At 74.5% G+C, this 26548-nt stretch carries 22 protein-coding genes and 1 pseudogene; 18 read left to right on the forward strand and 5 right to left on the reverse strand.

Annotated elements, in window-relative coordinates:
* Together AC529_RS13720 and AC529_RS13725 are read right to left on the reverse strand one after the other, a co-directional pair.
* The coding region (locus AC529_RS13720; RefSeq protein WP_068757284.1) for an ABC transporter permease at positions 1 to 2196 on the reverse strand (2196 nt) is incomplete at its 3' end.
* A 3-nt stretch (positions 2197 to 2199) separates the two neighbouring features.
* Complete coding sequence (locus AC529_RS13725; protein ID WP_068757287.1) at positions 2200 to 2958, reverse strand: ABC transporter ATP-binding protein; 759 nt, start codon at positions 2956 to 2958, stop codon at positions 2200 to 2202.
* 224 nt (positions 2959 to 3182) lie between these two features.
* Here AC529_RS13725 and AC529_RS13730 point away from each other — a divergent pair, with 224 nt between their 5' ends.
* The 9 genes from AC529_RS13730 to AC529_RS13770 all read left to right on the forward strand — a co-directional run bounded on the left by AC529_RS13730 (position 3183) and on the right by AC529_RS13770 (position 12118).
* Positions 3183 to 4436: a sensor histidine kinase gene (locus AC529_RS13730; protein ID WP_068757291.1), complete on the forward strand. Its 1254-nt coding sequence runs from the start codon at positions 3183 to 3185 to the stop codon at positions 4434 to 4436.
* Positions 4433 to 5080 (forward strand): response regulator transcription factor, encoded by a 648-nt coding sequence (locus AC529_RS13735; protein WP_068757293.1) that lies wholly within the window; start codon positions 4433 to 4435, stop codon positions 5078 to 5080. The genes AC529_RS13730 and AC529_RS13735 overlap by 4 nt, the downstream gene beginning before the upstream one ends.
* 184 nt (positions 5081 to 5264) lie before the next feature.
* Positions 5265 to 5591 carry a hypothetical protein gene (locus AC529_RS13740; RefSeq protein ID WP_068757294.1) on the forward strand — a complete coding sequence of 109 codons (327 nt, stop codon included), beginning with the start codon at positions 5265 to 5267 and terminating at the stop codon, positions 5589 to 5591.
* 818 nt (positions 5592 to 6409) lie between these two features.
* Entirely contained in the window at positions 6410 to 6829 is a 420-nt protein-coding gene (locus tag AC529_RS20530) for a hypothetical protein (protein WP_068757295.1), read from the forward strand.
* Between the two features lie 313 nt (positions 6830 to 7142).
* Entirely contained in the window at positions 7143 to 8162 is a 1020-nt protein-coding gene (locus AC529_RS13750; RefSeq protein ID WP_068757297.1) for a phosphotransferase family protein, read from the forward strand.
* A gap of 264 nt (positions 8163 to 8426) precedes the next feature.
* Positions 8427 to 9131, forward strand: a complete 705-nt coding sequence (fabG, locus tag AC529_RS13755; protein WP_068757304.1) for a 3-oxoacyl-[acyl-carrier-protein] reductase — start codon at positions 8427 to 8429, stop codon at positions 9129 to 9131.
* A gap of 40 nt (positions 9132 to 9171) precedes the next feature.
* On the forward strand, positions 9172 to 9936 hold the full coding sequence (gene fabI / locus AC529_RS13760; protein ID WP_068757306.1) for an enoyl-ACP reductase FabI: 765 nt from the start codon (positions 9172 to 9174) through the stop codon (positions 9934 to 9936).
* Between the two features lie 63 nt (positions 9937 to 9999).
* Complete coding sequence (locus tag AC529_RS13765) at positions 10000 to 10752, forward strand: SDR family NAD(P)-dependent oxidoreductase (RefSeq protein ID WP_068757307.1); 753 nt, start codon at positions 10000 to 10002, stop codon at positions 10750 to 10752.
* Between the two features lie 181 nt (positions 10753 to 10933).
* On the forward strand, positions 10934 to 12118 hold the full coding sequence (locus AC529_RS13770; protein ID WP_068757308.1) for an MFS transporter: 1185 nt from the start codon (positions 10934 to 10936) through the stop codon (positions 12116 to 12118).
* 10 nt (positions 12119 to 12128) lie between these two features.
* On the opposite strand, the gene AC529_RS13775 is transcribed toward AC529_RS13770, so the two are convergent.
* Together AC529_RS13775 and AC529_RS13780 are read right to left on the reverse strand one after the other, a co-directional pair.
* The gene (locus tag AC529_RS13775) at positions 12129 to 13871 is read right to left on the reverse strand and encodes an AAA family ATPase (protein ID WP_083948213.1); all 1743 of its coding nucleotides are present in this window, start codon (positions 13869 to 13871) and stop codon (positions 12129 to 12131) included.
* Between the two features lie 139 nt (positions 13872 to 14010).
* Positions 14011 to 14961: an aldo/keto reductase gene (locus tag AC529_RS13780; RefSeq protein WP_068757309.1), complete on the reverse strand. Its 951-nt coding sequence runs from the start codon at positions 14959 to 14961 to the stop codon at positions 14011 to 14013.
* Between the two features lie 162 nt (positions 14962 to 15123).
* On the opposite strand from AC529_RS13780, the gene AC529_RS13785 reads away from it, so the two are divergent.
* The 4 genes from AC529_RS13785 (at position 15124) to AC529_RS13800 (ending at position 18120) form a co-directional block, all read left to right on the forward strand.
* Positions 15124 to 16002 (forward strand): undecaprenyl-diphosphate phosphatase, encoded by an 879-nt coding sequence (locus AC529_RS13785; RefSeq protein ID WP_068757310.1) that lies wholly within the window; start codon positions 15124 to 15126, stop codon positions 16000 to 16002.
* Between the two features lie 9 nt (positions 16003 to 16011).
* Positions 16012 to 16710: an MSMEG_4193 family putative phosphomutase gene (locus tag AC529_RS13790; protein ID WP_068757313.1), complete on the forward strand. Its 699-nt coding sequence runs from the start codon at positions 16012 to 16014 to the stop codon at positions 16708 to 16710.
* Between the two features lie 63 nt (positions 16711 to 16773).
* Complete coding sequence (locus AC529_RS13795) at positions 16774 to 17343, forward strand: DUF3090 family protein (RefSeq protein WP_068757315.1); 570 nt, start codon at positions 16774 to 16776, stop codon at positions 17341 to 17343.
* Between the two features lie 27 nt (positions 17344 to 17370).
* On the forward strand, positions 17371 to 18120 hold the full coding sequence (locus tag AC529_RS13800) for an SCO1664 family protein (protein ID WP_068757317.1): 750 nt from the start codon (positions 17371 to 17373) through the stop codon (positions 18118 to 18120).
* Positions 18121 to 18135: 15 nt separating this feature from the next.
* Here AC529_RS13800 and AC529_RS13805 read toward each other — a convergent pair whose 3' ends face one another.
* Complete coding sequence (locus AC529_RS13805; protein ID WP_068757319.1) at positions 18136 to 20544, reverse strand: HAD-IC family P-type ATPase; 2409 nt, start codon at positions 20542 to 20544, stop codon at positions 18136 to 18138.
* A 140-nt stretch (positions 20545 to 20684) separates the two neighbouring features.
* Between AC529_RS13805 and AC529_RS13810 the strand changes: the two genes are divergently transcribed.
* From AC529_RS13810 to AC529_RS13830, 5 genes and pseudogenes are all read left to right on the forward strand, one after another.
* Positions 20685 to 21512, forward strand: a complete 828-nt coding sequence (locus AC529_RS13810; protein ID WP_068757321.1) for an NRDE family protein — start codon at positions 20685 to 20687, stop codon at positions 21510 to 21512.
* 101 nt (positions 21513 to 21613) lie between these two features.
* Positions 21614 to 21808 (forward strand): hypothetical protein, encoded by a 195-nt coding sequence (locus AC529_RS13815; protein WP_068757323.1) that lies wholly within the window; start codon positions 21614 to 21616, stop codon positions 21806 to 21808.
* Positions 21809 to 21871: 63 nt separating this feature from the next.
* A pseudogene (gene mshC / locus AC529_RS13820) lies at positions 21872 to 23109 on the forward strand (cysteine--1-D-myo-inosityl 2-amino-2-deoxy-alpha-D-glucopyranoside ligase).
* A 156-nt stretch (positions 23110 to 23265) separates the two neighbouring features.
* Positions 23266 to 25068, forward strand: a complete 1803-nt coding sequence (locus AC529_RS13825) for an HSP90 family protein (protein WP_198156423.1) — start codon at positions 23266 to 23268, stop codon at positions 25066 to 25068.
* Positions 25065 to 26548, forward strand: a 1484-nt coding sequence (locus AC529_RS13830; protein WP_198156424.1) for a hypothetical protein, incomplete at its 3' end; no start/stop codon positions are given. The genes AC529_RS13825 and AC529_RS13830, both read left to right, overlap by 4 nt.

Below are 26548 nucleotides of genomic sequence, written 5' to 3' on the forward strand. Positions count from 1 at the left end.
GTTGGCCACCCCGAAGACCGCGATGAGGACCGCCAGCCCCACCAGCGCCAGCACGGCCAGGAACACGGCGTCGAGCATGTCCTCGAACTCGGCCTTCAACTGGGCCGGGCTGAGCACCTGCAGCTCCGGGTGGTCGGCGACCGCGGCGTCGACCGCCTCGGCCGCCTCCTGCAGCGACACGCCCTCGGCGGCCTTGACGTAGACGGCGCTGTCGGCAGTGCCGGGGAAGAGCCTCTCGAAGTCCTCCACGGAGACCACCGCGCTCGTGATCCCGCCGCCGTCCGGCAGGAGCGCCACGACGGTGAGGGACAGCTCCCCCGCCTCGCTGGTCAGCGTCAGCTCATCGCCGAGGCCCACCCCCAGCTTGTCCGCGAGGAGCCCGACGAGCGCGACCGCCCCGGGCGCCACGTCCCGCGTGTCGCCCTCCTCGGCGCCTCCGGCGACGTCGACTCCCAGCCGCGCGCCCGGGTAGGCGGTGACGACGGCGTCCTCCATGGAGGTCTCCGTGCGCTCGGTGAACACGCGGTCGACGGCGGGGGACTCCTTCAGGTCCGCCAGGACCTCCGCGGGCACGAACCCGAACCCGTCCGTGCTGTCCGGGGCCCACGGCGGGGACACGATGTAGTCCACCGGGAACTGCTCGTTCAGGCGGGCATCCAGGGTGCTGCGCAGGGACGCGCTGATCGTCGAGTAGCCGGTGATGAGGGTGGCGCCCACCGCCAGCGCGACCATCGTGGCCGCCGCCCGCCGCGGGGCGCGCAGCGCGTTGTCCACGGCCAGCGAAGCGGGCGCGCCGACGCGGCGCAGCGGCCGGCCGAGGACCGCGATCGCCCCCCGCACCAGCAGCGGGGCGAACACCACCACACCGGCGAAGCACACCATGCCGGAGGCCACCACCATCGTCATGCTGGTCTGGCTCGGACCCGCCACGAGCGCCCCCACCAGCAGCGCGGCCGAGCCGAGCAGGGACAGCACGCCCACGGCGGTGCGGATCCAGCCGACGCGCCGCTTCGGCTCCTCGGTCAGCGCGCTGGCGCGCAGCGCGGCCAGCGGCGGCACCCGCGTGGCCCGCACCGCCGGGACCAGCGCCGAGCCCACACTGGACAGGGTGCCCACCAGCAGGCCCACCACGACCGGCGTCGCCGTGACCACCACCCCCGACGAGACGGGCGTGTTCAGGTAGTGGGAGCCGAGGGCGAACCCGCCCCACCCCAGGGCGATGCCCGCCGCCACGCCGACGGCGGAGGCGAGCACTCCGACGATCAGGGCCTCCAGCAGCACGGAGCGGAACACCTGGCCGCGGGTGGCGCCCACGCAGCGCAGCAGCGCCATCTCCCGCTGCCGCTGGGCCACCAGGATCGTGAAGGTGTTGTAGATGACCACCACGGAGACGAACACCGCGACCGCGGCGAACAGCAGCAGCATGGTGGTGAACATCCCGGCTTCCATCCCGGCCGCGGCGGCCAGCTCGTCGCCGTACTCCTGGCCGGTGGCCACCTCGGCGCCGTCCCCCAGCACCGCGGCCACGGCCGACTCGGCCTCCTCCGCGGAAACCCCCTCGGCGGCGCGCACGTGGATCTCGGCGTACCCCTCGGCGCCGGTCAACCGCTGGGCGCTCTCCAGGGGGAGGGCGACCGCGCCCCGGAAGCCGATCTCCTGGTCCAGGCCGAAGTCGACCAGCCCGGTGAGGGTGAACTCGTGCTTCTCGCCGTCGGGGTCCAGCACGGTGACGGTGTCTCCCACGCCGAAACCGCTCCGCTCGGCGGTGGTCGTGGCCAGCGCCGCCTCGCCGTCGGCCTCGGGCAGACGCCCCTCGGCGGCCTCGTAGCGGGCCACGTCGCCGCCGACCGACACGCCCAGGGTGGGCATCGTGCCCAGCACCCGGCCGTCGGCGTCCAGCAGCGGGACCGTGCCCGTGACGACCCCGGTGGCCGCCGCGACCTCGGGCAGCTCGCGGATCTCGCGCAGCGCGGCCTCGTCCAGCAGCTCCGGTTCGGCCTCCCCCAGCCCTTCGGACAGGGCGATCACGTCCACCCGGTCCATCGAGCCCCTCGCCTGCGTCGCGAAGTTCTCGCCCAGGGTGTCGCCGAAGACGAGGGTGCCGGTGGTGAAGACGACGCCCATCGCGATGGCCAGGACCGTCGCGGCCAGCCGCCCCCAGGAGGCGCGCAGGCCGGCCAGTGTGGTGCGCAGCACGGATCAGCCCTCCAGAGCGGCGAGACGGTCGAGGACGTCCTGGGCGGTGGGGTGGGCGACGTCGTCGACGAGACGGCCGTCGCGCAGGAACACCACCCGGTCGGCGTAGGAGGCGGCGATCGGGTCGTGGGTGACCATCACGACGGTCTGCTCCAGGTCGCGCACCGAGTCGCGCAGGAAGGACAGCACCTCGGCGCCGGAGCGCGAGTCGAGGTTGCCGGTGGGCTCGTCGGCGTAGAGCACCTCGGGGCCGCCCACCAGGGCGCGGGCCACGGCCACGCGCTGCTGCTGGCCGCCCGACAGCTTGGCGGGCAGGTGGTCCAGGCGGTCGGCCAGACCGGTCACCTTGACGACGTGGGCGAAGCGCTCGGGGTCGACGGGGCGCCCGGCGATCTGCGCGGGCAGCAGGATGTTCTGCCGGGCGGTGAGCATCGGCAGCAGGTTGAACGACTGGAAGACGAACCCGATCCGGTCGCGGCGCAGCAGGGTGAGCCGCTTGTCGTCCAGCGAGGTCAGCTCGGTGGAGCCCAGCCGCACCGACCCCGAGGTGGGGGTGTCCAGCCCGGCCATGCAGTGCATGAGGGTGGACTTGCCGGAGCCGGAGGGGCCCATGATCGCGGTGAACGCGCCGCGGGCGAAGGACACGTCGACGCCGTCCAGGGCGCGCACCGGCTCGCCCCCGGTCGGGTAGACCTTGGTCAGTCCTTGGACGACCACGGCGTAGGGTGTCGGCGCCTCTGCGGCGGAGGGGGGTGTGGACACGGTCTCTCTCTCCTCGTCGGGACCAGAAATTCGCGACACCTCGACGCTAGGCCCCGGCGGGCCCGCCGGACCTCGGCCCCGCAGGCGATTCGCGCGTCCCCGAAGGGCGGGGGAGGGGCGGCGGGAAGCGGACTTTCGGTGGTGGGCGACCACCGACTTTCGTCGGTCCGGGATCGCGCCGGCGGGGGAGGAGCGCCGCGCGTACGGCTCCTAGACTCCGAGCCATGGTGCGGAGGTGGATCGAACGGGCCCGGGCGGTGGGGCTGTGGTGGTGGCAGCGCCGCTACACGCTGGCCGACGTCGCCTACGCGATGGGGTTCTTCCCGTTCGTCGTCGTGGGCATGTTCGTCGCCCTCGACTACGGCGAACGGCTGGAGTGGGGGCTGGTCTCCCTGCCGGACCGGCTCGCCGACGCCTACCCGGTCGTCTCCCTGCTCCTGAAGATCCAGATCAGCGTGGTCGTCCCCGGACTGGTCGCGCTGACCGTCCTGATGCGCCGCCGCCGCCCCGTACTGCTGATGGGCGCGAGCCTGCTGCTGATCGGGGTCTTCGGCAACGTCTACGCGGCCCCCATCGCCCTCTACAGCTACGCGGCGTGGTTCCCCGGACGGTGGCAGCCGCTGCTGATGTGGTCGGGAGCCCACCTCGTGGCGCTGGGGGGCGTCTACTCCGTCTGGCAGCCCACCCTCATCCCCTTCTACAGCATGATGTTCCTCGTGTTCCCCCTGCTGGTCGGCCTGTGGGTGGGCACGCGCCGCCAGCTCGTGGAAAACCTGAGGGAACGCGCGGAGCGCCTGGAGCGCGAACAGCACCTGCTCGCCGAGACCGCCATCGCCGCCGAACGCACCCGTATCGCCCGCGAGATGCACGACGTCGTGGCGCACCGGGTCAGCCTCATGGTGCTGCACGCGGGCGGCCTGGAGGTCTCCGCCCCCGACGAGCAGACCGCCAAGGCCGCCGAGCTGATCCGCACCACCGGCCGGGAGGCGCTGAGCGAGCTGCGGGAGATCCTGGGGGTGCTGCGCGACGGCGGCGACGCCGCACCGACCGCGCCCCAGCCGGTCCTCGACGACCTGGACCGGCTGGTCGACTCCGCGCGCGCCGTCGGCGTGCCGGTGGACCTCACCGTCACCGGGACGCCGCGGCGGCTGGGCACGCAGGTCGAGCGCACCGCCTACCGGGTGGTGCAGGAGGCGCTGACCAACGCGGCCAGGCACGCCCCCGGAGCCGCGGTCGACGTCCGTGTCGACCACGGCAGGCGCGAGCTGACGGTCACCGTGACCAACGGCCCCGCCGCGGTGGACGGTGTCGACCCCGTGCCCGGCAGCGGCTACGGTCTGGTGGGGCTGCGGGAACGGCTGGCACTCGTGGGCGGGACGCTCGTGGCGGGCCCGCTGCCCGACGGAGGCTGGTGGGTGCGCGCCGCCATCCCCGTGACCCCCGCAGAAACCCCCCGGCAGGTGGAGGAAGCCCCGTGATCTCGGTCCTCGTGGTCGACGACGAGCAGTTGGTGCGCTCGGGTCTGCGGATGATCCTGGAGTCCGCCCCCGACCTGGAGGTCGTGGGGGAGGCCGCGGACGGCGCCGAGGCCGTGGAGCGGGCCCGGGAGCTGCGGCCCGACGTGGTGCTGCTGGACATCCGCATGCCCGGTGTCGACGGGCTGACCGCCGCGGCACGCCTGGCCGAGCTGCCCCACGCCCCCCGGGTGGTGCTGCTCACCACCTTCGACCTGGACGAGTACGTCCACCAGGGGCTGCGCGCCAAGGCGGTGGGCTTCTTGCTCAAGGACACCCCGCCGCGCGACCTGGTCGCGGCGGTGCGCACCGTCCACGAGGGCAACGCGATGCTCGCGCCCAGCGTCACCAAGCGCATGCTGGAACGCTTCGCGGCGCCCGGCGGCGCCGGCGCGGCGGAGGCGGCCCGGCAACTGGAGGTGCTGAGCGAACGCGAACGCGCGGTGCTGCTCGGCGTGGCGCGGGGGCTGTCCAACGCCGAGATCGGCACGGAGCTGGGGATGCGCGAGGCCACGGTGAAGGCGCACGTCAGCCGCATCCTGACCAAGCTCGGCAAGACCAACCGGGTGCAGATCGCGATTCTCGCGCACGACGCCGGATGGGTGTGACTCCAGGTAGGCACGGTGTAACAACGTCGACATACGAAGGTCACGAACAAATCACGCTCGGGGCTCGGTTGTTAACCGGCGTGCCCCTATGGTGGGTGCTGGGCGGTTTCTGTGCACCGCCACGGCCGGGTGAGCCGACCGGCCGTGCAGTCGCTGCTGTGCAGCCGACCGGAGTGTGAGCGCCATGCAGTACGAGATCTGCGAGAACGTCGAGGAGTACCTGCGCGAGGTGGCCGTCGATGTGGTGGTGCGTACGCTCGTCGCCCCGGAGGCGGTGGCCGAGCACGAGCGACGGCACTACCGCGAGCTGTTCCACGACCTGATCGAGCGGGGGCAGCGCGCGGGGGTCTTCGCCAGCCGGGTCTCCGGCGACGTCGTCGCCGACTTCTACCTCGGATCAGTGCGCTCCCTGGGCACGTGGTGCCGCCCCGAGACCGAGGACGCCTCGGCCTTCATCGGCCACCACTACGCCAGCAGGCTGCTGGACGGGCTGCGCACCGGCGCCGAGTGAGCGCGCGGCCCACCGTGCGGGCCGCGCGCGTGAACCGCTGTCCCCGGCGGCCGGTTTCGGCCGTGGTCTGGGTCCTGGTTTGGGTCTGTGGGCCCTGTCGCGCTGTGACGGAAAGCGACTAGTTTCGTACGGTCCGCGCCTGCTGGTGGTGTGCGTGGTGGTCGGTGGCGGTCTGCGCGGGACGGTGGGCGGTGCTGAGGCGGATTCACGACCCGGAGCGGGGGGCGTCGTTCGCGGAGTACGCCGGGGTGGTGGTGCTGGCCGCGGCGATCGTGGCGGTGCTGGCGTTCTCCGGCCTGGGCGGCCGGGTGGCCGGGGCTGGCGCGGTGGGTGGCGGCCGGGGAGCTGGAGCCGGGCACGTGGCTGCGCACCAGCGCGGGAAGCTGGGTGCGGGTGGCGGAGGTGCGGGCGCGCACCGCCCGGGAGCAGGTGTACAACCTGACCGTCGCCGGGCTGTACGCCTACTACGTGGCGCCGGCACCACCACCCTCCTCGCCCACAACGCCGGCGGAGGCCCCTGCCCCGAGGCGGAGGCGATCGCACGGCACGCCAACGAGCGCTTCGACCAGGGGCCACGGACCACTACGTCAGGGGCGTCCCCCACGACCGACTCGCGGAGTACGTCGATGACGTGCTCAACGAGGAGATCCCGGGGCTGGAGGTACGGTACGGGCTGCGGAACGGCCGTACCGCCTACTGGGACCCCGCGAGGGGAGCCGTCGCCATCGAGGACCCGGGCTCGCCCCACGGAGGCACCGTCTTCACGCCGTCCGAGGCAAAGACCTATTTCGAGGAACCGGAGTGGAGGAGGGGCCGACGTGGCAGCGGACGACGCCGCCGTGCTCCTCAGCCGGGACGGGCTCTTCCTGCTCCACCGCCTGGCGGTGGAGGCGGGCAACGTCGCGGGCTACCGGTCGCCCACCGCGGAGGAGCGGGCGGCCGTGGAAGGGCTGCGGCGGGTGCGCGCACCGCTGCGCGGGATCCGGGAGCGGCTGCGGCACGGCCAGGACGGCCCCGCCCCCGCGTCCCCTGGCGAGGGGGAGGCGGCGGTTCGCCTGGTGCGCGCGGACGCGGACGCGGTGGTGCTGTCCCTGCCGGCCGCCGTCCTGGGCGAGGTCCTCGCCGGAGCCGCGGCGGTCCACAGGAGCCTGGGCGACGACGAGCTGCGCACCCGCACGGGCTGCTCCCCGGCCGAGTGCGCCGCGCTCCTCGCCCGCCTCCACGCGGGGCTCCCGTAGGCACAGGCCGTGCCCGGCGGGAGCGCCCCTCCGGTGGGCAGGCCGGAGCCGGCACCCCGTCGCCTGCTCCGGGGGCGGCGGGAGCGGCCTGGAGGGCGGCGTGGCGGTCGGGTCCGGCGGGCGGACCGGGGACGCTGTCCGGGACCGCGCTCCCCGCCCCCGGTCCCGGACGCGGGGAAAGACCGCGAACACGTAAAACCAACCAGACGGTATGTCTTGTTCTCCTCAATGCTCTTCCAGAAATTCCCTTTCGGTATATTTCCTGTGTTCACCATGGGATACCGATTGGTCGGTCAATTTGGAAGGGGAGTCGATGAGCGTGGAGAACCCGCCCGGACTGGACCTGCGGCGGCTGCGCGCCCACCTGGACGAGGTGCGGCCCGGGCTGGTCGCCGGCCCGCTGACCGGCGAGCTCATCGAGGGCGGCCGCTCCAACCTCACCTACTCCGTCACCGACGGCGTCGCCCGCTGGGTGGTGCGCCGCCCCCCGCTGGGCCACGTGCTGCCCACCGCGCACGACATGGCCCGCGAGTACCGGGTGATCTCCGCGCTCGCCGGAACCGAGGTCCCGGTGCCCGGAGCGGTCCTCCTGTGCGAGGACGAGACGGTCATCGGCGCGCGGTTCTACGTCATGGACTTCGTGCCCGGCGTCCCCCTCCGCAGGGCCGAGCAGCTCGTCCCCCGCGGCCCCGAACGCACCCGCGCCCTCGCGCTGCGCCTGGTCGACACCCTCGCCGCGCTGCACTCCGTGGACCCCGGCGCGGTCGGCCTGGCCGACTTCGGCCGCCCCGAGGGGTTCCTGGAGCGCCAGGTGCGCCGCTGGGGCAAGCAGTTGGACGCCTCCCGCAGCCGCGACCTGCCCGGCATCGACGAGCTGCGCGCCCGCCTGGCCGCCTCCGTGCCCGACTCGGGACCGGCCGCGATCGTGCACGGCGACTACCGGCTCGACAACGCGCTCGTCGACGCCGACGACCGGATCACCGCGGTGCTGGACTGGGAGATGTCCACCCTCGGCGACCCGCTCACCGACCTGGGGCTGCTGCTCGTCTACCTCAGCGACGAGATCCTCGCCACCCCCGGCCCCGGAGACGTGCACCGCGCCCCCGGGTTCCCCTCCGCCGAGGAGCTCATCGCCCGCTACGCCGAACGCTCCGGCCGGGACGTCTCCCGGCTGGACTGGTACACCGGCCTGGCGTTCTTCAAGCTCGCCGTCATCCTGGAGGGCATCCACTACCGCTACGTCCAGGGCAAGACCGTCGGCGGCGACTTCGCCTACATCGGCTCGGTCGTGCCCTCCCTCGTCGCGGGCGGCCTCGAACGGCTGCCCGGCTGAGCGCCCCGGCCGGAGCGCGGCCCGCGCGCCGGTCCGCCGCCGTCCCCGGCCACAGAAGTCGGACCCTGTGATCCTGGTCTCGGCGGCGGCCGCCGCGCCCCGGCGCAGCCCCCGGGAGAGGAGCTGCCACGGCCGCCGGACGCCGGGAGCGGGCGGGGACGGGCGGCCCCGTACCGTGCGGGTTGGGTCTACCCGCCGGTAGGTCGATACTCTGCTGTCCGTTCCATACACGTTCTACCCGGCAGCGTTTCGGAGGTGCCGTACATGTCTCGCTCGGTTCTGGTCACCGGTGGCAGCCGGGGGATCGGCCTGACCATCGCCAGGGAGCTCAAGGAGGCGGGCGACGACGTCTCGGTGACCTACCGCACCGGTCAGCCCCCCGAGGGGCTGTTCGGGGTGCCGTGCGACATCACCGACAGCGCCCAGGTGGACGCCGCCTTCAAGCAGGTGGAGGAGGAACAGGGAGCGGTCGAGGTCCTCGTCGCCAACGCCGGCATCACCAGAGACCAGTTGCTGGCCCTGATGAGCGAGGACGACTTCAACGCGGTGCTCGACACCAACCTGACCGGTGCGTTCCGGGTGGCCAAGCGCGCGGTGCGCAGCATGATGCGCAAGCGCACCGGCCGCATCATCTTCATCTCCTCCGTCGTCGGCCTGTACGGCGGGCCGGGACAGGCCAACTACGCCGCGTCCAAGGCCGGACTGGTCGGCCTGGCCCGCTCCCTCGCCCGCGAGCTCGGGTCGCGCAACATCACCGTCAACGTGGTGGCCCCGGGCTTCATCGAGACCGACATGACCGCGGCGCTGTCCGAGGAACGCCGGGAGGAGATCAAGAAGGGCATTCCGCTGGGCCGGTACGGCAGCACCGCCGAGGTCGCCAAGACGGTGCGCTTCCTCGCCAGCGAGGACGCCGCCTACATCACCGGCGCGGTCATCCCCGTCGACGGCGGTCTCGGCATGGGCCACTGATCGCACCACACCAGCCACCCGTCAAGGAACGAGACAACGCATGGGAATTCTCGAAGGCAAGCGCATCCTGGTCACCGGGGTCATCACCGACTCCTCCATCGCCTTCCACGTGGCACGGCTGTGCCAGGAACAGGGCGCCACCGTGGTGCTCACCGGGTACGGCCGGCTCAGCCTCGTCGAACGCATCGCCAAGCGGCTGCCGGAGCCCTCGCCGGTCCTCGAACTGGACGTCACCAACGACGAGCAGCTCGACAGCCTCGCCGGACGGGTCGCCGAGCACGTCGACGGCCTCGACGGCGTCGTGCACTCCATCGGCTTCACCCCCCAGGAGGCACTCGGCGGCAACTTCCTCAACACCCGCTGGGAGGACGTCGCCACCGCCCTGCACACCTCCACCTTCTCCCTCAAGGCGCTCACCACCGCGGTGCTGCCGCTCATGAAGGACGGCGGCTCGGTGGTGGCGCTGGACTTCGACAACAGCGTCTCCTACCCCATCTACGACTGGATGGGCGTGGCCAAGTCCGGGCTGGCCTCCACCGCCCGCTACCTCGCCCGCTACCTCGGCGACCAGAAGATCCGGGTCAACCTGGTCTCGGCCGGGCCGCTGAGCACCATGGCCGCCCGCAGCATCCCCGGCTTCGAGGAGCTGGCCTCCGCCTGGCCGCAGCGCGCCCCCCTCGGCTGGGACGTCACCAACCCCGAACCGGCCGCCCGCGCGGTCGTGGCCCTGCTGTCGGACTGGTTCCCCGCCACCACCGGCGAGATCGTGCACGTCGACGGAGGATTCCACTCCACCGGCGCGTGAGGCGGACCGCGGCCGGCCCGGACCGCGGGCCGGCCGCACGCGTGGACGAGTGAGGAGACACGGATGGACCTGGGACTGCGCGGGGCCAGGGTGCTGGTCACCGGGGCGAGCCGCGGAATCGGCCGCGCCATCGCCGGGGCCTTCGCCGACGAGGGCGCGCACCTGGCGATCTGCGCCCGTGCCCGCCAGCCGCTGGAGGAGGCCGCCGAGGAGCTGCGCGGCCGGGGCGTGACCGTGGTCGCCCGGGACCTGGACGTGGCCGACACCGCGGCGCTGCGCGTCTTCGTCGACGCCGCGGCGGCCGAACTGGGCGGCCTCGACGCCGTGGTCTCCAACGTCTCCGGCGGCAGCGCGGCCGACTGGGAGAAGGCCCTGCGCACCGACGTCCTCCCGTTCACCGCCCTGGTCGAGCAGGCCCAGGAGCACCTGGCGGCCGCGCCGCACGGCGGCTCGGTCGTGCTGGTCTCCAGCACCTCGGCGCTGCACGTCACCGCGCCCTCCGGCACCAAGCCCTACAGCGCGGTCAAGGCGGCCCTCAACCAGCACGCCGCCGCCCTGGCCCGGACCCTGGCGCCCCGGGGGGTGCGGGTCAACACCGTCTCCCCGGGACCCGTCGAGTTCGACGGCGGCGGCTGGGCGCGGCGGCGCGACACCGACCCCGACTACTACGCGGGTATCCGCGCCCGCATCCCCCTGGGCCGCCTGGGCCGTCCCGAGGAGGTCGCCCGCGCGGTGGTGTTCCTGGCCAGTCCGGCCGCGAGTTTCGTCACCGGGGCCAACCTGGTCGTCGACGGCGGTTTCCTGGACCGGGTCTGAACAGCCGGGGGAGTGGCCGGAAGCGGCCTTGAGACGAAGGTCACACCATCACCGCGGAGGCGGGGAGTCCGCGCGCCGCCCCGAGCCGATGACCTGCGCCTCCACCCCCGCCCGGGGAAGCGGGGGCGGACCGGGGCACACCGTTGCCCGGACACGCAGCGTCACGGAATCATCCTGATTCATGCCCCTCTGGTTGCTCGCGCTGCTGTGCGCCGTGTTCGTCATGCACACCGACGACCACGTCGTCGCCGGAATCCTCCCCGAGATCGCCGCCGACCTCGGGGTCAGCGAGGCCGCCACCGGACAGCTCGTCACCGTCTTCTCGCTGACCGTCGCCGTGGGGGCGCCCGTGGCGGCCGTCGTGACCGCCACCTGGCCGCGCCGCCTGCTCTTCGCCGGAGCGCTCGCCGTGTTCGTCGCCGCCAACGCCGCGGCCGCGGTCGCCCCCTCCTACGGGGTGCTGATGGCGCTGCGGGGGGTCGCGGCGGCGGCGACCGCCACGGCGACCCCCGCGCTCATGGCCACCGCGGCGGCCCTGGCCCCCGAGGGGCAGCGCGGGCGCTACCTCGGCACCGTGGCGCTGGGCGTCGCCGCGGCGATCACCCTCGGCGTCCCCCTGGGCATCTGGACCGGCGGCTACCTGGGCTGGCGGGTCACCTTCGCGGTGATGGCCGCGGCCGGGGCGCTCGTCCTGGTCTGGCTGGCGGCGGTCATGCCCGAGGCGAGGCCCGAGCCGCCCACGCCGCTGCGCGACCAGGCGCGCATCCTGGCGTCGGGACCGATCTCGCTGGGGCTGCTCGGCAACCTGTGCATCGCCACCGGGTCGATGATGCTGCTCGTCTACCTCGCCCCCTACCTGGCCGCGGTGGCGCACGTGGGACCGGGCTCCCGCGGGGTGCTCTTCGCCGCCGCCGGAGTCGCCGGGGCGGCCGGCACCTGGCTCGGCGGGCAGGCCACCGACCGGTGGGGCCCCGACGCCGCGCTGCGGGGCGGCGTCGGCGTCTTCGCGGCCCTCATGGCCGTGCTCACCGCGCTGTGGCCGCTGCGCCCGGTGTCGCCCTGGCTGATCGGACCGGTCGCGGTCGTCTGGGGCGGCTCCACCTTCTTCGCCTCCCCGGCGATCAGCGCCCGCCTGCTCCACCTCGCCGGCCCGGTCGGCACCCAGGCGCTGGCCGTCAACGCCGGCGTCGTCCACCTGGGAGTGTCGTTCGGCGGCGCGCTGGGCGGGGCGCTCCTGGCCACCACCACGATCGCGTTCCTGCCGCCCACCGCGGGCGTGCTGTGCCTGGCCGGACTGTCGCTGTTCGGCCTGGGGGCGTGCGCGGCCCGCAAGAACACCGCCGAGCCGCAGGTCCCGGCCGCCTGACCGGCGGGGCTCAGCCCTCCCGGAGCAGCCGCGCCAGCCGGGTGCTCCGGGGCGGCGCGGACGTGCTGCGCACCGCGGCGGCCAGTTCCGCCCCGGCCGCGTTGACCACCGAGACGTGCCGCTGGCCCCGGGTCAGCGCGGTGCGCAGCGCCGGACGCGACAGCGCCGCATCGGGGGTGAACACCGCGACCGCCGCGGGCCAGGCCCCGCCGAGCGCTGCGGCCAGCGGCACCGCCCAGCCGGGGCGCAGGTGGGCCGGGTGCGCCACGGCGACCGTCGTGCCGTCGGCCAGCTCCACCGCCGCGCCGCTCCCGTCGTGGCCGCGCAGCACCCCGGTGTCGCCGGGGGCGTACCCCGCGCCGCGGCCCGCCAGCAGCACCCGGTCGCCGACGTCCAGCCCGGCCACCCGTCCGGGCCCCGGGTTGAAGCGGGCCTTGCAGGCCGCGTTGAGGGCGGCCGCGCCCGCCTCGCCGCCGGGCGCGGCCGTGACGATCTGGACCTGGTCGGGCTCCAGGCCGAAGGTGCGCGGAATGGAGTCGGTGACCAGTTGCAGCGTGCGGTGCGCCGCCTCGCCCGCCGAGGCGGCGGGCACGAACACCACCTCGCGGCCGGGCAGGTCCACCCGGTCGGGCAGGCGCCCCTCGCCGACGCCGGCGGCCAGCGCCTCGCGCGGGCCCGCGTCGGGAGCGTCCGGCAGCACCGCCACCGCCGCGGTCCGCGAGGCCACCAGGTCGGCCACCACCTGCCCCGGACCGGCCGAAGGCAACTGCCCGGGATCGGCCAGCAGCACCAGGTGCGCCTCGGCCGGGCAGGCCGCCGCCAGCGCGGCGAACGTCTCGGTGTCCACGGCCGTGGCCTGGTCGACCACCACCAGGCCGGCCTCCACCGCCGGGTCGGCCAGCAGCGCGGCGACCGTGCGCGCCCGCACACCGGTGTCGGCCAGGGCGCGGTTCAGCGCGGCCGCCCCGCTCGCGCTCGGCGCGACTAGCGCCATCCCCACCTGGCTGTCGGCGGCGATCGCGGCCGCGTAGCGGATCGCCTCGACCCCCGTCCCGGCCGCGGCGGGGCCGCACAGCAGCACGGCGACCCCGCGCAGCGCGACCGTGACCAGGGCGGCCACCGTCTCGGGAGCGGGGTCGCGGCCCAGCTTCCCGGCCGCCGCCAGCACCGTCTCCGTGGCGGTCGCCGAGTCCATGACCGGTTCGCTGGCGGTCATCCGGACCAGCTCCGCGGCCAGGCGCCGCTCGGCCTCCCCCAGCGCGGCCAGGGCGAGGAAGCGCTCCGGGGCGGGCGGCTCGGGCAGGTCGCCGTCGAACTCCTCGTCGTCCTCCTCGGGAAGGTCCTCGACGAGGAGGATCCGGTCGTCCTCGGCCGCCGCCTGCAACGCCGCGTCCGCGGCCGCCACCCCCAGGCCGCGCAGCGCCCGCGCCATCCGGCCGTACTCGACAGCGGTGTGCCCGTCCCGGGAGGCGCGCCGCAGCAGGTGCGCCACCAGGGCGCGCACCCGTCGGGGGTCGTCGGGGCGCGCGGCCTCGCCCAGCAGGGTCCGCGCGCAGTAGTCGGCCTGGCGCGGGGTGACCGACCGCAGGTCCAGCAGCCGCCACGGGTCGGCGGTGATCCGGGCGTCGGCGTCCGGGCCGAGCACGGCGACCAGCGGCGCGGCGAGCTGTTCGGGCGCGCCCATGCGGGTCAGCGCGCTGCGGGTCCGTTCGACGGCGTCGTCCGGGGCGGCGGGCGGGGACGGATCGACCACGGCTGGCAACCTCACTGGCTGGACACGGACAGGGCGCGGGGGCCGGTCCGTGCGGCCCCGCCCCGTGAGCTTAGTGCGGCGCCCACGGCGGTTCACCGGAACGCGGGGCCGTCCACAGGCGCCGGTCCCGCGGCGCGCCTCAGCCCGGCGCCGCCGACGCGTCGTCGAGCGCCTCCCGGATCTCCCGGGGCAGCACCACGCTCTCGGCCACGAGGATCTCCGACAACTGGGCGACCGTGCGCGGCCCCGTGCAGGCCGCGGCCACCCGGTCGCGGCCCAGCACCCAGCTCAGCGCCACCGCCAGCGGCGACACGCCCAGCCCCTCGGCCGCCGTGCACACCGACTCCACCACGCGGCGGCCCCGCTCGTCCAGGTAGGGCTCCACGAACGGCGCCATGTGCGAGCTGGCCCCCCGCGAGTTCCGGGGCACCCCGGTGCGGTACTTGCCGGTCAGCACCCCGCGCCCCAGCGGGGACCAGGCCACCAGGTCGACCCCGCAGGCCGCGGCTGCGGGCAGCAGCTCCCGCTCGCAGTCCCGGTTGAGCAGCGAGTACTCGGTGCCCGCCGACACCACCGGCGAGGCCCCCGGCAGCGCCCGCTGCCAGGTGGCGTAGCGCGCGAGCTGCCACCCGGTGAACTGCCCCACGCCCACGTAGCGCACCTTGCCCGAGGCCACCGCCGACTCCGCCGCCGCCAGGGTCTCCTCCAGCGGGGTGCCCGGGTCGTACACGTGCACCTGCCACAGGTCCACGTAGTCCGTCTGCAGCCGGCGCAGCGACGCCTCCAGCGCGGACAGCAGGTGGCGCCGCGACGTGTCGGCGGGACGTCGGCGATCCAGGCAGTGACCCGCTTTGGTCGCTATGATCATGTCGTCGCGGCGCACCACGGCGGGCAGCAGCCGACCGAGAATGCGCTCTCCCTGTCCGCCCTGGTAGATGTCGGCGGTGTCGATGAAGGTGCCGCCCGCGTCCGCAAACGTCGCGAGAAGGTCGGCGGCCTCGTCCTCCTCGGTATCCTTGCCCCAGGCCATCGTGCCCAGGGCGATCCTGGAGACCCACAGCCCCGACCCGCCCAGCTGTCGCTGTTCCATGGCGCGGAGAGTACCGTCTCCCCCCGTCCCGGCGACACTGCTCCTCCGAGCGGAGGCTCCGGGAGGCGCTAAGCTTCCCGGAGCCTGCCCCGCACCGCGCTGTGCGGCCCCTCCGCACGCCCCCCGTTACTCGCCCTTTCGCGACCAGGAGCCGAATCCGCCGTGTCCATCATCGAGGCCATCGTCCTTGGACTGGTTCAGGGACTGACCGAATTCCTGCCCATCTCCTCCAGCGGCCACCTGCGCATCGTCGCGGCCTTCTCCGGCTGGCACGACCCGGGGGCCGCGTTCACCGCGGTCAGTCAGATCGGAACCGAGCTGGCCGTGCTGATCTACTTCCGCAAGGACGTGTGGAACATCCTGTCGACCTGGTTCCGCTCCCTGGTCAACAAGGAGCTGCGCCGCCACATCGACGCGCGCATGGGCTGGTACGTCATCATCGGCAGCATCCCCATCGGCGTGGCGGGCCTGCTGTTCGAGGAGCAGATCAGCGCGCCCTTCCGCGACCTGCGGCTGACCGCGCTGACCCTGATCGTCTTCGGCGTCCTGCTGGGCGCGGTGGACCGCTTCGCCCGCAAGCACCGCGAGCTGACCGACCTCAACGCCCAGCGCGGCCTCGTCTTCGGCCTGTTCCAGATGCTCGCCCTCATCCCCGGCGTCTCCCGCTCCGGCGCCACCGTCACCGGCGGCATGCTGATGGGCTTCAAGCGCGAGGCCGCCGCCCGCTACGCCTTCCTCCTGGCCATGCCCGCGGTGTTCGCCTCGGGTCTGTACAAGCTCAAGGACATCGGCGGCAACGAGTACGCGGGCCCGCTCGCGACCATCGTCGGCACCGTGGTGGCCTTCGCCGTCGGCTACGCGGTCATCGCCTGGTTCATGCGGTTCATCTCCACCAACAGCTTCATGCCGTTCGTGTACTACCGCATCGCCCTGGGCGTCCTCATCCTCGCCCTGGTCAGCTTCGGCGTGCTCACCCCCGAGTCGGGCGCGTCCTTCGAGGGGGCCGAGGCCGCCGCGGCCACGGCCGCAGCCACCCACTAGGGTGCGACCATGAGCACACCCCACGCCGCGGCCGTGACCCTGCTGCTGGTACGGCACGGTCTGACCGCGGCCACCGGACACACCCTGGCCGGCTGGACGCCCGGCGTGCACCTGGACGAGCGCGGCCGGGCCCAGGCCGCGGCGCTGGCCGCCCGCCTGGCGCCGCTGCGCCTGGACGCCGTCGTCACCAGCCCGCTGGAGCGCTGCGTGGAGACCGCGCAGGTCGTCGCCGAGGCCGTGGGCGTGCCGGTGACCGTCGACGAGCGGTTCGGGGAGTGCCGCTACGGGGAGTGGACCGGCCGCCCCCTCACCGAACTCGCCGCCGAGGAGCTGTGGCCGGTCGTGCAGGCCCACCCCAGCGCCGCCCGCTTCCCCGGAGGGGAGAGCCTCGCCGAGACCGCCCACCGCGCGGTCTCGGCGGTGCGCGACCACAACGCGCGGCTGCTCGCCGAGCACGACGCACCCGTCTACCTGGTGTGCAGCCACGGCGACGTCATCAAGGCGGTCCTCGCCGACGCGCTCGGCCTGCACCTCGACCAGTTCCAGCGCATCCAGATCGACCCGTGCTCGCTCAGCGTGGTCCGCTACACCGCGCTGCGGCCGTTCGTGCTGCGCCTCAACGACGTGGGGAACCCCCTGGCGGGACTGCGGCCCGAGCCGGGGGCCTCCAGCGACGCCGTGGTCGGCGGCGGCGCCGGGGAAGGCTGATAGAAAAGGGAGAGAGAGCCAGACCAGCAGGCACAGCCGTCCGACAGCCCGGAGTCCCCGCCGATGCCCCTGTACCAGTACGACCCCCCGGAACGATTCGTGGTCGGCACCGTCGGCCGTCCCGGAGAGCGCACCTTCTTCCTCCAGGCGGAGGGCGGCGGCCGCATCACCAGCGTCGTCCTGGAGAAGACCCAGGTCGCGGCGTTGGCGGAACGGGTCGGGGAACTGCTGGAAGAGGTGCGCCGGCGCTTCGGCGACGCCCCCGACCTGCACGAGACCGCCGAGAGCGACAACGGCCCGCTGAGCCAGCCCATCGTGGAGGAGTTCCGGGTCGGCACGCTGGCGCTGGCCTGGGACGCCCGCAACCGCCGGGTCATCGTCGAGGCCCAGCAGGTCCGCGGGCCCGAGGCGGCCGGGGAGGACGACCAGCCGGTCGAGGCGTTCACCGACGACGTCGCCCACGACGTGCTGCGGGTCCACCTGACCCCGGCCGCGGCGCGCGCCTTCGCCGAGCGTGCGCTGCGCGTCGTCGCGGCGGGCCGCCCCAACTGCCCCCTGTGCGGAAACCCCCTCGACCCGGACGGGCACATCTGCCCCCGGCAGAACGGCTACCGGCCCGTGGGGATCGGGTAGCCGACGACCCCACCGGAACGGAGACCCATGACCGCGGCGCCGCACGGCCGCTTTGACCCCGACAGCGATCTGGAACTACTGCTCTCCGGACGGCTCACCGTGATCGGCAGGCTCACCGGAGCCTCCAACGCCACCCTGTACTGCGAGGTGGCGGACGGCGGACGGACCATGCCCTGCGTGTACAAGCCGGTCGCGGGGGAGCGTCCGCTGTGGGACTTCCCCGACGGCACCCTGGCCGGCCGGGAGGTCGCCGCGCACGCGGTGTCCCAGGCGCTGGGCTGGGGGATCGTGCCGCCCACCGTCTACCGCGAGGACGCCCCCCACGGCCCCGGGATGGTGCAGGCGTGGATCATGGCGGACCCCGCGGTCGACCTGGTGGCGCTGGCCCGCGACACCGACAACCCGCAACTGCGGCTGATGGCGGTGTTCGACGCGGTCATCAACAACTCCGACCGCAAGATCGGCCACCTGCTGCCCACCCCCGACGGCCGCCTCTACGGCTGCGACCACGGGGTGTCCTTCTCCGAGGAGTACAAGCTGCGCACGGTGCTGTGGCAGTGGGCGGGACAGCCGCTGCCCGCCGAGGCCGTGGAACGGCTGGGCGCGCTGCTGGAGATGCTCCACGACGCCGACAGCGAGGTGTCGCGCGTCCTGGCCCGCCACCTGACCCCGCAGGAGCGCTACGCCACCCTGCGCCGCGTCGAGGTGCTCCACGAGTACCGGGTGCACCCCTACCCGCCGGAGGACTGGCCCGCGCTGCCGTGGCCGCCGATCTGACCGGCCCCGCGCCGCTCAGCGCTTCCGGGACAGCAGCCGGTCGTCGACCACCCGGACCACGGTGATGACGGCCGCCGCCGCCCCCGCCACCGCGAGGGCCGTCGCCACCGCCGCGGGGTCGCTCACGTCCAACGCGAAGAACGCCCGCCCCAGCGGGGTGAGCAGCGCCGTCAGCAGCAGCCCCACCATGCCCGCGACCAGGACCGCCTTCCACCACACGTACGGCCGCGCCACCAGCAGCAGCACCCACAGCGTGGTCGCGCACAGCGTGATCAGCACCGCCGTGCGGTCGGCCGTGGTGGGCGTGCTCGCCCCGTCCAGCACCAGCAGGTAGGTGGTCATCGCGGCGAGCCCGCTGACCAGGCCCGCGGGCACGGCCAGGCGCAGGGTGCGCGCCACGAAGCCGGGACGGGCGCGCTCGGTGTTCGGCGCCAGCGCCAGGAAGAACGACGGGATGCCGAAGGTGACGGCGTTGATGAGGGTGGCGTGCCGGGGGAAGAACGGGTAGGAGACCGCCAGCAGGCTCACCACGGTCGCCATGGTCATCGAGTACACGGTCTTGGTGAGGAACAGGTTGGCGACCCGTTCGATGTTGCCGATGACCCGGCGCCCCTCGGCCACCACGTGCGGCAGGGACGCGAACCGGTTGTCCAGCAGCACGATCTGCGCGACCGAGCGCGCCGCCGGGCTGCCCGAGCCCATCGCCACCCCGATGTCGGCGTCCTTGAGCGCCAGCACGTCGTTGACGCCGTCCCCGGTCATGGCCACCGTGTGGCCGCGCTCCCGCAGCGCCGAGACCAGGGACCGCTTCTGCTCGGGGGAGACCCGGCCGAACACGGACGCCTTCTCCGCCGTGTCGCCGAAACCGGCGTCCTCCACCGGCAGCTCCCGGGCGTCCACCGGGGACTGCGCGCCCTCCAGCCCCAGCTCCCGGGCGACCGCGGCAACCGAGGCCGCGTTGTCGCCGGAGACCACCTTGACCGCCACGTCCTGGCGGGCGAAGTAGTCGAGGGTCTCCGCCGCGTCGGGGCGCACCCGCTGCTCCAGCACCACCAGCGCCGCCGGCGCCACCGCGTGCGGGCCGTCCACCGCCGCGTCGGCGCGGCCCAGCAGCAGCACCCGCAGCCCTTGCTCCGCCACCGCCGAGGCCGCGGCCAGCTCCGGCGACCCCGGCCCGGCCAGCACCTCGGGCGCGCCCAGCACCCAGTGCCGGTCCCCCTCGGGGGTGGCGAAGCTCGCCCCGCTCCACCGGCGCGCCGAGGAGAACGGCACCACCGCGGTCACCGGCCAGGCGGGCGGCTCCCCGCAGCAGTCGCGGATCGCGGCCATGCTCGGGTTGGGGCGCGGGTCGGTCGCGGCCAGGGCCGCCAGCACGCCGACCAGCCCGGCTGCGTCGGAGCCGTCCAGCGGGCGCACCTCGGCCAGCCGCATGCCGGTCTCGGTGAGGGTGCCGGTCTTGTCGGTGCAGACCACGTCCACCCGGGCCAGCCCCTCGATGGCGGGCAGCTCCTGCACCAGGCAGCGCCGCCGCCCCAGCCGCACCACGCCCACCGCGAAGGCGATGCTGATCAGCAGCACCAGCCCCTCGGGGATCATCGACACCAGGGCGGCCACCATGCCGCGCAGCGCGTCGGCCAGCGGCCCCGACAGCGTGCCGCCCGAGGACACCTCCTCGGTCACCTGCGCGCCCAGGAACAACTGGCTGTACAGCAGCAGGCCGCCGACGGGGAACAGCAGCCAGGTGATGAACCGCAGCAGCCGGTCCAGGCCCGACCGCAGCTCGGAGCGGACCAGGGAGAAGCGGGCCGCCTCCTCGGTGAGGCGGGCCGCGTAGGCCGCCCGGCCCACCCGGGTGGCGCGGAACCGCCCGCTGCCCGCGACCACGAAGCTGCCCGACATGACCGGGTCCCCGGGCTGTTTGAGCACCGGGTCGGCCTCGCCGGTCAGCAGCGACTCGTCCACCTCCAGCCCGGAGGCGGACACCACCACGCCGTCCACCACGACCTGGTCGCCCGAGGCCACCTCGAGCACGTCGTCCAGCACCACCTCCTGGGCGGCCACCTCCACCACCGCGCCGTCGCGCACCACCCGGGGCCGGGCGGCGTTGACGATCGCCAGCGAGTCCAGGGTCCGCTTGGCGCGCAGCTCCTGGACGGTCCCGATCAGCGTGTTGACCACGATGACGAGCGCGAACAGCCCGTCCTGGACGGGGCCGACGACCGCGATGATCCCGAACAGCACCGCGATCATCGCGTTGATGCGGGTAAACACGTTGGCCCGGACGATCTGCCAGACGGTGCGGCCGGCCCGCACCGGGACGTCGTTGCCCAGCCCGTCGGCCAGCCGCTGCGCGGCCTGCTCGGAGGTCAACCCGGCGGCGGGATCCTCCGTGAGCACCGCCGCCTGTCCGTCCTGCTGGACCATCGACCACCATCCCGTCTGATACTGGAGGAGAGCGTGCTGCGACAATCGGGCCGCGGGTGTGCAGCCAGAGCCTACGGGAGAAGCCCGCGGAGCGCTGCCGGGCCCGTCCCGTTCGTCCGGCCAGACCGAGGAGCCGCACCGTGTGTACCGCCATCGTGGGGTTCGACCCCGCCTGTCCCGTCCCCCTCGTGGTCGCCGCGCTGCGCGACGAGATGACCGACCGGCCCTTCGACGGGCCGGGACGGCACTGGCCGCGCTGGCCGCACCTGCTCGGCGGGCGCGACGCGCAGGCGGGCGGCACCTGGCTGGCGGTCGCGCCCCCCGAGTCGGGGACGCCGCGCGTCGCCGCGGTGCTCAACGGGCGGCTGGAGCAGCCGTCCGCCGCGGGGCGGCGGCCCGTGTTCGACTCCACCGTGCCGCCGGGCGTGCCGCGCCGCAGCAGGGGCGAGCTGCCGCTGCGCGCCGCCGCCACCGGGTCGCTCGGCCTGGCGGGGGACGAACTGCGCGCCTTCGACCCCTTCCACCTGGTCGTGGCCGATCCGGACCGGGCCGTGCTCCTTAGTTGGGACGGCGCGGACCTGACCGAGCAGAAGATCGCCCCGGGCGTCAGCGTCGTGGTCAACACCGGGCTGGACGAGCGGGCGGCGCGCGCGGTCCGCCACCGCCCCCGGTTCGCGGCGGCCCGCCCCGTCCCCGCCGCGGCGGTGCTGCGCACCGCCGACGACGTCGGCGCCGTCTGGGGCGGGTGGGTGGACCTCCTCGACGAGGCCGCCCGCGGTGCGGCGCGCACCGCCGCCACCGGCGCCGCCGCGGACGACCCCTCCTCGCTGGTGGCCCGGATCGAACTGCCCGACGGCCGGGTCTGGGCGACCGGGTCGGTCACCCTGCTGGCCCTCACCCCCGACGTCCTGCGCTACGCCTTCACCGACGCCCCCGGCGACCCGCACGCCTGGCGCCTGGTCCGGTGAAAGGCCCGGTAAACCCCCCGACCGCCCCACACGTCCGTAATAGTGGCCTGATCGGGAACACAGCCGGAACCGTCTGCGGTCGAGAGGGGGCGAGGTGCACCGTGGGCAAACCGTGGGTGTGGGAGAGCGCCGCCTACTGGCTGCTGTACGTGGTGGCGCTGGCGGCCGTGCTGTGGCACTGGGCACACGACAACCCGGTCCTGGCGGGGCTGTGCCTGGTCGGAGTGGTCGTGAGCATGCGGCTGATCACCCGGTCCCCACGGCGCAAGGACCCGGTCGGCCCGCCCGGACCGTGAGACGCCGCGGCCGCACGAGCCTCCGCCCCGACCGGCGAGATGTCCGGTTCGGCGGATAACCTCGTGATCATGCGTTCTTGGCCTGCGCCTGAAATCGTCGCCCTGCCGCACCACGGCGGCCCACTCAGCGTCCACGACACCGCCACCGGCTCCCTGCGCACCACCGCCCCGGGGGCCACCGCACGGATGTACGTCTGCGGGATCACCCCCTACGACGCCGCCCACCTCGGCCACGCCTTCACCTACCTCACCTTCGACCTGGTCAACCGGGTCTGGCGGGACGCCGGACACGCCGTCGACTACGTGCAGAACATCACCGACGTCGACGATCCGCTGCTGGAGCGCGCGGCGGACACCGGACAGGACTGGCGCGAGCTCGCCGAACGGGAGATCCAGGTGTTCCGCGACGACATGGCGGCGCTGCGGATCCTCCCGCCGCGCGCCTTCGTCGGCGTCGTGGAGTCCATCGACCTCATCGCCGAGTTCGTCGCCCGGCTGCGCGAGACCGGGGCCGTCTACGAGGTGGACGGCGACCTCTACTTCTCGGCCGCCGAGGCCCCCGGCTTCGGCAGCGTGTCCCACCTGGACCGCGCCGCCATGCTGGAGCTGTTCGCCGAGCGCGGCGGAGACCCGGGCCGCCCCGGCAAGAAGGACCCGCTGGACTGGCTGCTGTGGCGGGCCGAACGCCCCGGCGAGCCCGCCTGGGACACCCCGCTGGGCCGCGGCCGCCCCGGCTGGCACGTGGAGTGCAGCGCCATCTCCCTGCGCGAGCTGGGCATGGGCTTCGACCTCAACGGGGGCGGCGACGACCTCGTCTTCCCGCACCACGAGATGGGCGCCGCCGAGGCCCGGCGCGCCACCGGGACCCACCCCCAGGCCCAGAACTACCTGCACGTGGCCATGGTCGGCCTGCACGGCGAGAAGATGTCCAAGTCCCGGGGCAACCTGGTGTTCGTCTCCGCGCTGCGCCAGGCGGGCGCCGACCCCATGGCGATCCGCCTGGCCCTGCTGGCCCACCACTACCGCACCGCCTGGGAGTGGACCGACGGCGAGCTGCGCGCCGCCGAGCGGCGGCTGGAGCGCTGGCGGGCCGCGGCCGCGCTGGAGAGCGCGCCCGACGCCGCGCCGCTGCTGGCCCGGGTGCGCGCCGCGCTCGCCGCCGACCTGGACGCCCCGCCGCGCTGGCCGCGGTCGACTCCTGGGTCGAGGCGGCCCTGGGCGGGGCCGGAGGGGACCCGGCCGCCCCGGCGCTCATGCGCGACACCGTCGACACCCTCCTCGGCGTGGCCCTCGACCGCTGATCCCCGGGCCGGGACGGGACCCCCGTTCCGGCCCGCCCGTCGCGGCCCCCGCCCGGCTCGGACCACGGGAAGTGTCACCGCGGGGCGTTATAGTGCCGTGCGCCAAGTGCGGTGCAGGTATGACGACGATGCCCCATGGGCTGGGAAGGGTGGGCCGTGACCGAGCGCGCGTTCCAGGTGGACCTGCGGGGGGTGGTCGACTTGCTCAGTCGCCACCTGTACTCCAGTCCGCGGGTCTACCTGCGCGAACTGCTGCAGAACGGGGTGGACGCCGTCACCGCGCGGCGTGCCGGGGAGCCCGACGCCCCCGCCCGTGTCCACGTCGAGACGCCCGAGCACACCGGCGACGGCACCCTGCGCGTCCACGACACCGGGGTGGGGCTGACCGAGGCCCAGGTGCACGAGCTGCTGGCCACCATCGGCCGCTCCGGCAAGCGCGACGAACTGGGCTACGCCCGCCACGAGTTCCTCGGCCAGTTCGGCATCGGCCTGCTCTCCGGCTTCCTCGTGGCCGACGAGATCGAGGTGACCACCCGCTCCGCCCAGGGCGGCCCCACCGTCCGCTGGGTCGGCCACGCCGACGGCCGCTACCGGGTGGAGCCCGCCGCCCGGGAGCGCGACGAGGTCGGCACCACCGTTGTCCTGCGGCCCCGCCGGGACGCCGAGGAGTGGTTCGCCACCGACACCGTCGTCGAACTGGCCCGCCACTACGGCGCGCTGCTGCCCGTGGAGCTGCGGGTCGGCGACACCCCCGTCACCGGGGACGGCCCGCCGTGGAGCCGCGCCTACCCCACCCCGGCGCTGCGCCGCGCCGCCCTGAACGACTACTGCCGCTCCCTGTTCGGCTTCCTCCCGCTCGACGTGATCGACCTCGACGTGCCCGAGGCCGGACTGCGCGGGGTGGCGTTCGTGCTGCCCCACGCGGCCAACCCCACGGTGCGCGCCACCCACCGGGTCTACCTCAAGCGCATGCTGCTCGCCGACAACGTCGCCGACCTGCTGCCCGAATGGGCGTTCTTCGTCCGCTGCGTCGTCGACGCCGGGGAGCTGCGGCCCACCGCCAGCCGCGAGGCCCTCTACGAGGACGACCTGCTGGGGCACGTGCGCGAGACCCTCGGCGGCCAGGTCCGCGACTGGCTGGTCGCCCTCGCCGAGAGCGACCCCGAGGCGCTCCGCCGCTTCCTGCGGCTGCACCACGTCGGCGTCAAGGCGCTGGCCGTGCACGACGACGCCATGCTCGACCTGGTGTACCGCTGGCTGGAGTTCGAGACCAGCTCGGGCGCCATGACCCTGGCCGAGTTCGCCCGACGGCACCCGGACGCCCGCTACACCCCCGACGTCGACGAGTTCCGGCGGCTCTCCGCGGTCGCCGCCGCCCAGGGGATCGGCCTGGTCAACGCGGGCTACGTCTACGACGCGGAGATCGTCGCCCGCCTCGCCGACCTGGACGGCGGCGTGAAACTGCTCCCGCTCGACCCGGGCGAGCTCACCACCCGCTTCGGCATCCTGGAGTCGGGGGTGGAACTGCGGCTCCGCGACTTCCTGCGCGCCGCCGAGCGCGCCCTCGACCCCCTCGGCTGCACCGTCGTGCTGCGCGACTACGCGCCCGCCTCCCTGCCCGCGCTGTACCTGACCAGCCGCGCCGCGGAGCACCGCGCCGAACTCGCCGAGTCCCGGGCCCAGGCCGACCCGCTGTGGGCCGACGTGCTGGGCGCGCTGGAGCCCGCGCTGGCCGCCGACCGACCCCGCCTGGTCCTCAACCACGCCAACCCGTTGACCAGGCGCATCACCACCCTGACCGACCCCGAGCTGATCGGCCTGGCCGTCCAGGCACTCTACGGCCAGGCCCTGCTGCACGGCCGCCACCCCCTGCGGCCGGCTGACGCCGCGGCGCTCAACCGGTCCTTCCTGGGACTGCTGGACTGGGCTGCCCCGGCTGAACCCGAGGAGCACGCATGAGCGACAACTGGCGCGAACTCTCCGAGCAGGCCGCTGCCCTGCCCTACGGGCGGGCCCGCACGGTCGCGGCGGAGAAGGCCCTGCAACTGGCCACCCGCGACGGCGCCTCCGAGGAGGAGCTGTTCTGGCTGCGGATGGCCCTCACCGAGGCCTACGAGCACGGCGGCGAGGAGGCGCGCGCCTTCACCCCCTTCAGCCGCTGCCTCAGCGCCTTCGACGCCGACCCCGCCCGCTACGGGCCCGAGGCCTACAAAGAGCTTCTGTGGCAGTTCAAGTGGATGGTGAGCTCGCTCCTCTCCTTCCCGGAGATCCCCCTGGACCGCACCATGGCGGTGCTCGACGACATGGAGCGCCGCTACCGCGAGGGCGGCCACAGCCTGCACAGCGTCCACAGCCTGCGCTGCCGGGTGGCCCGCCACGTCGGCGACACGGCCGCCGCCGACGCGGCGTTCCAGCAGATGCGCACCACCGCGACCGACGAGACCTCCGACTGCGAGGGCTGCGTGCCCTCCATGGTCGCCGACTACCTGGTGGGGCGCGGCGACCACGAGGAGGCGATCGCCGCCGCCGAACCGGTGCTGTCGGGACAGTTGAACTGCATCCAGCAGCCGCAGCGGATCCTGACCGTCCTCATCGAGCCCTACCTGTACACCGGACGCCACCGGGAGGCCGCGGACGCCCACCGCCGCGCCTACCGCGTGCACCGCCGCGAGGACGTCCGCCACCTCTCAGAACTCGGCCGCCACCTGTTCTTCTGCGCCCTGACCGGCAACCACGCGCGCGGCCTGGAGATCCTGGAGCGGCACCTGGGCGCCCTGGACACGCCCCCCAACCCCCACGACGCCATGGAGTTCGCCGCCTCGGCCGCGCTGCTGCTGGACCAGCTCGCCGCCGCCGGGTACGACGGCCTCACGGTGCGCCGCCCCGCCCACGGCGACCGCCCCGAGGCCGAGGTCGGCGTCGCCGACCTGCGCGACCAGATGCGCGCCCACGCCTACGCCATCGCCGCCCGGTTCGACGCCCGCAACGGCACCACCGCGCAGACCGACTGGGTGCGCGGCCGCCTGGCCGCCGAGCCGGTCCTGGAGTCGCTGCCGCTCACCGAGTACGCCCCGCGCCCGCGCACCGCCGTGCCCGCCCCCGCGCCGCAGCCGGCCGCCGAGGCGCCCGCCGAGGACTGGGCCGACCTGCTGGAGCAGGCCGAGCGGTGGTGGCGGGAGGTCCGCGAGGAGCAGGCCCGCGCGGCCTGGCGGCGCTTCGACGAGCTGACCGCCGGCGTCGACCTCCCCGCGTGGGCGCTGGGCCGCCGCACCGATCGCCGTGGCGATCCCCAGCCCGATGGACGCGAAGTTCAGCGTGTGGGTGAACGCGGTGGGCTCCGGGACGTGCAGGTAGCGCCAGGGCGCGTAGACGAACCGCCCGGTGTCGGTGACCACCACGCGGTCGGCGGGCAGCAGCTCGTCGAGGCGGATCAGCGCCG

Origin of the sequence: Thermobifida cellulosilytica TB100, assembly GCF_001517975.1 — a bacterium.
In the GTDB taxonomy this organism is placed as follows: domain Bacteria; phylum Actinomycetota; class Actinomycetes; order Streptosporangiales; family Streptosporangiaceae; genus Thermobifida; species Thermobifida cellulosilytica.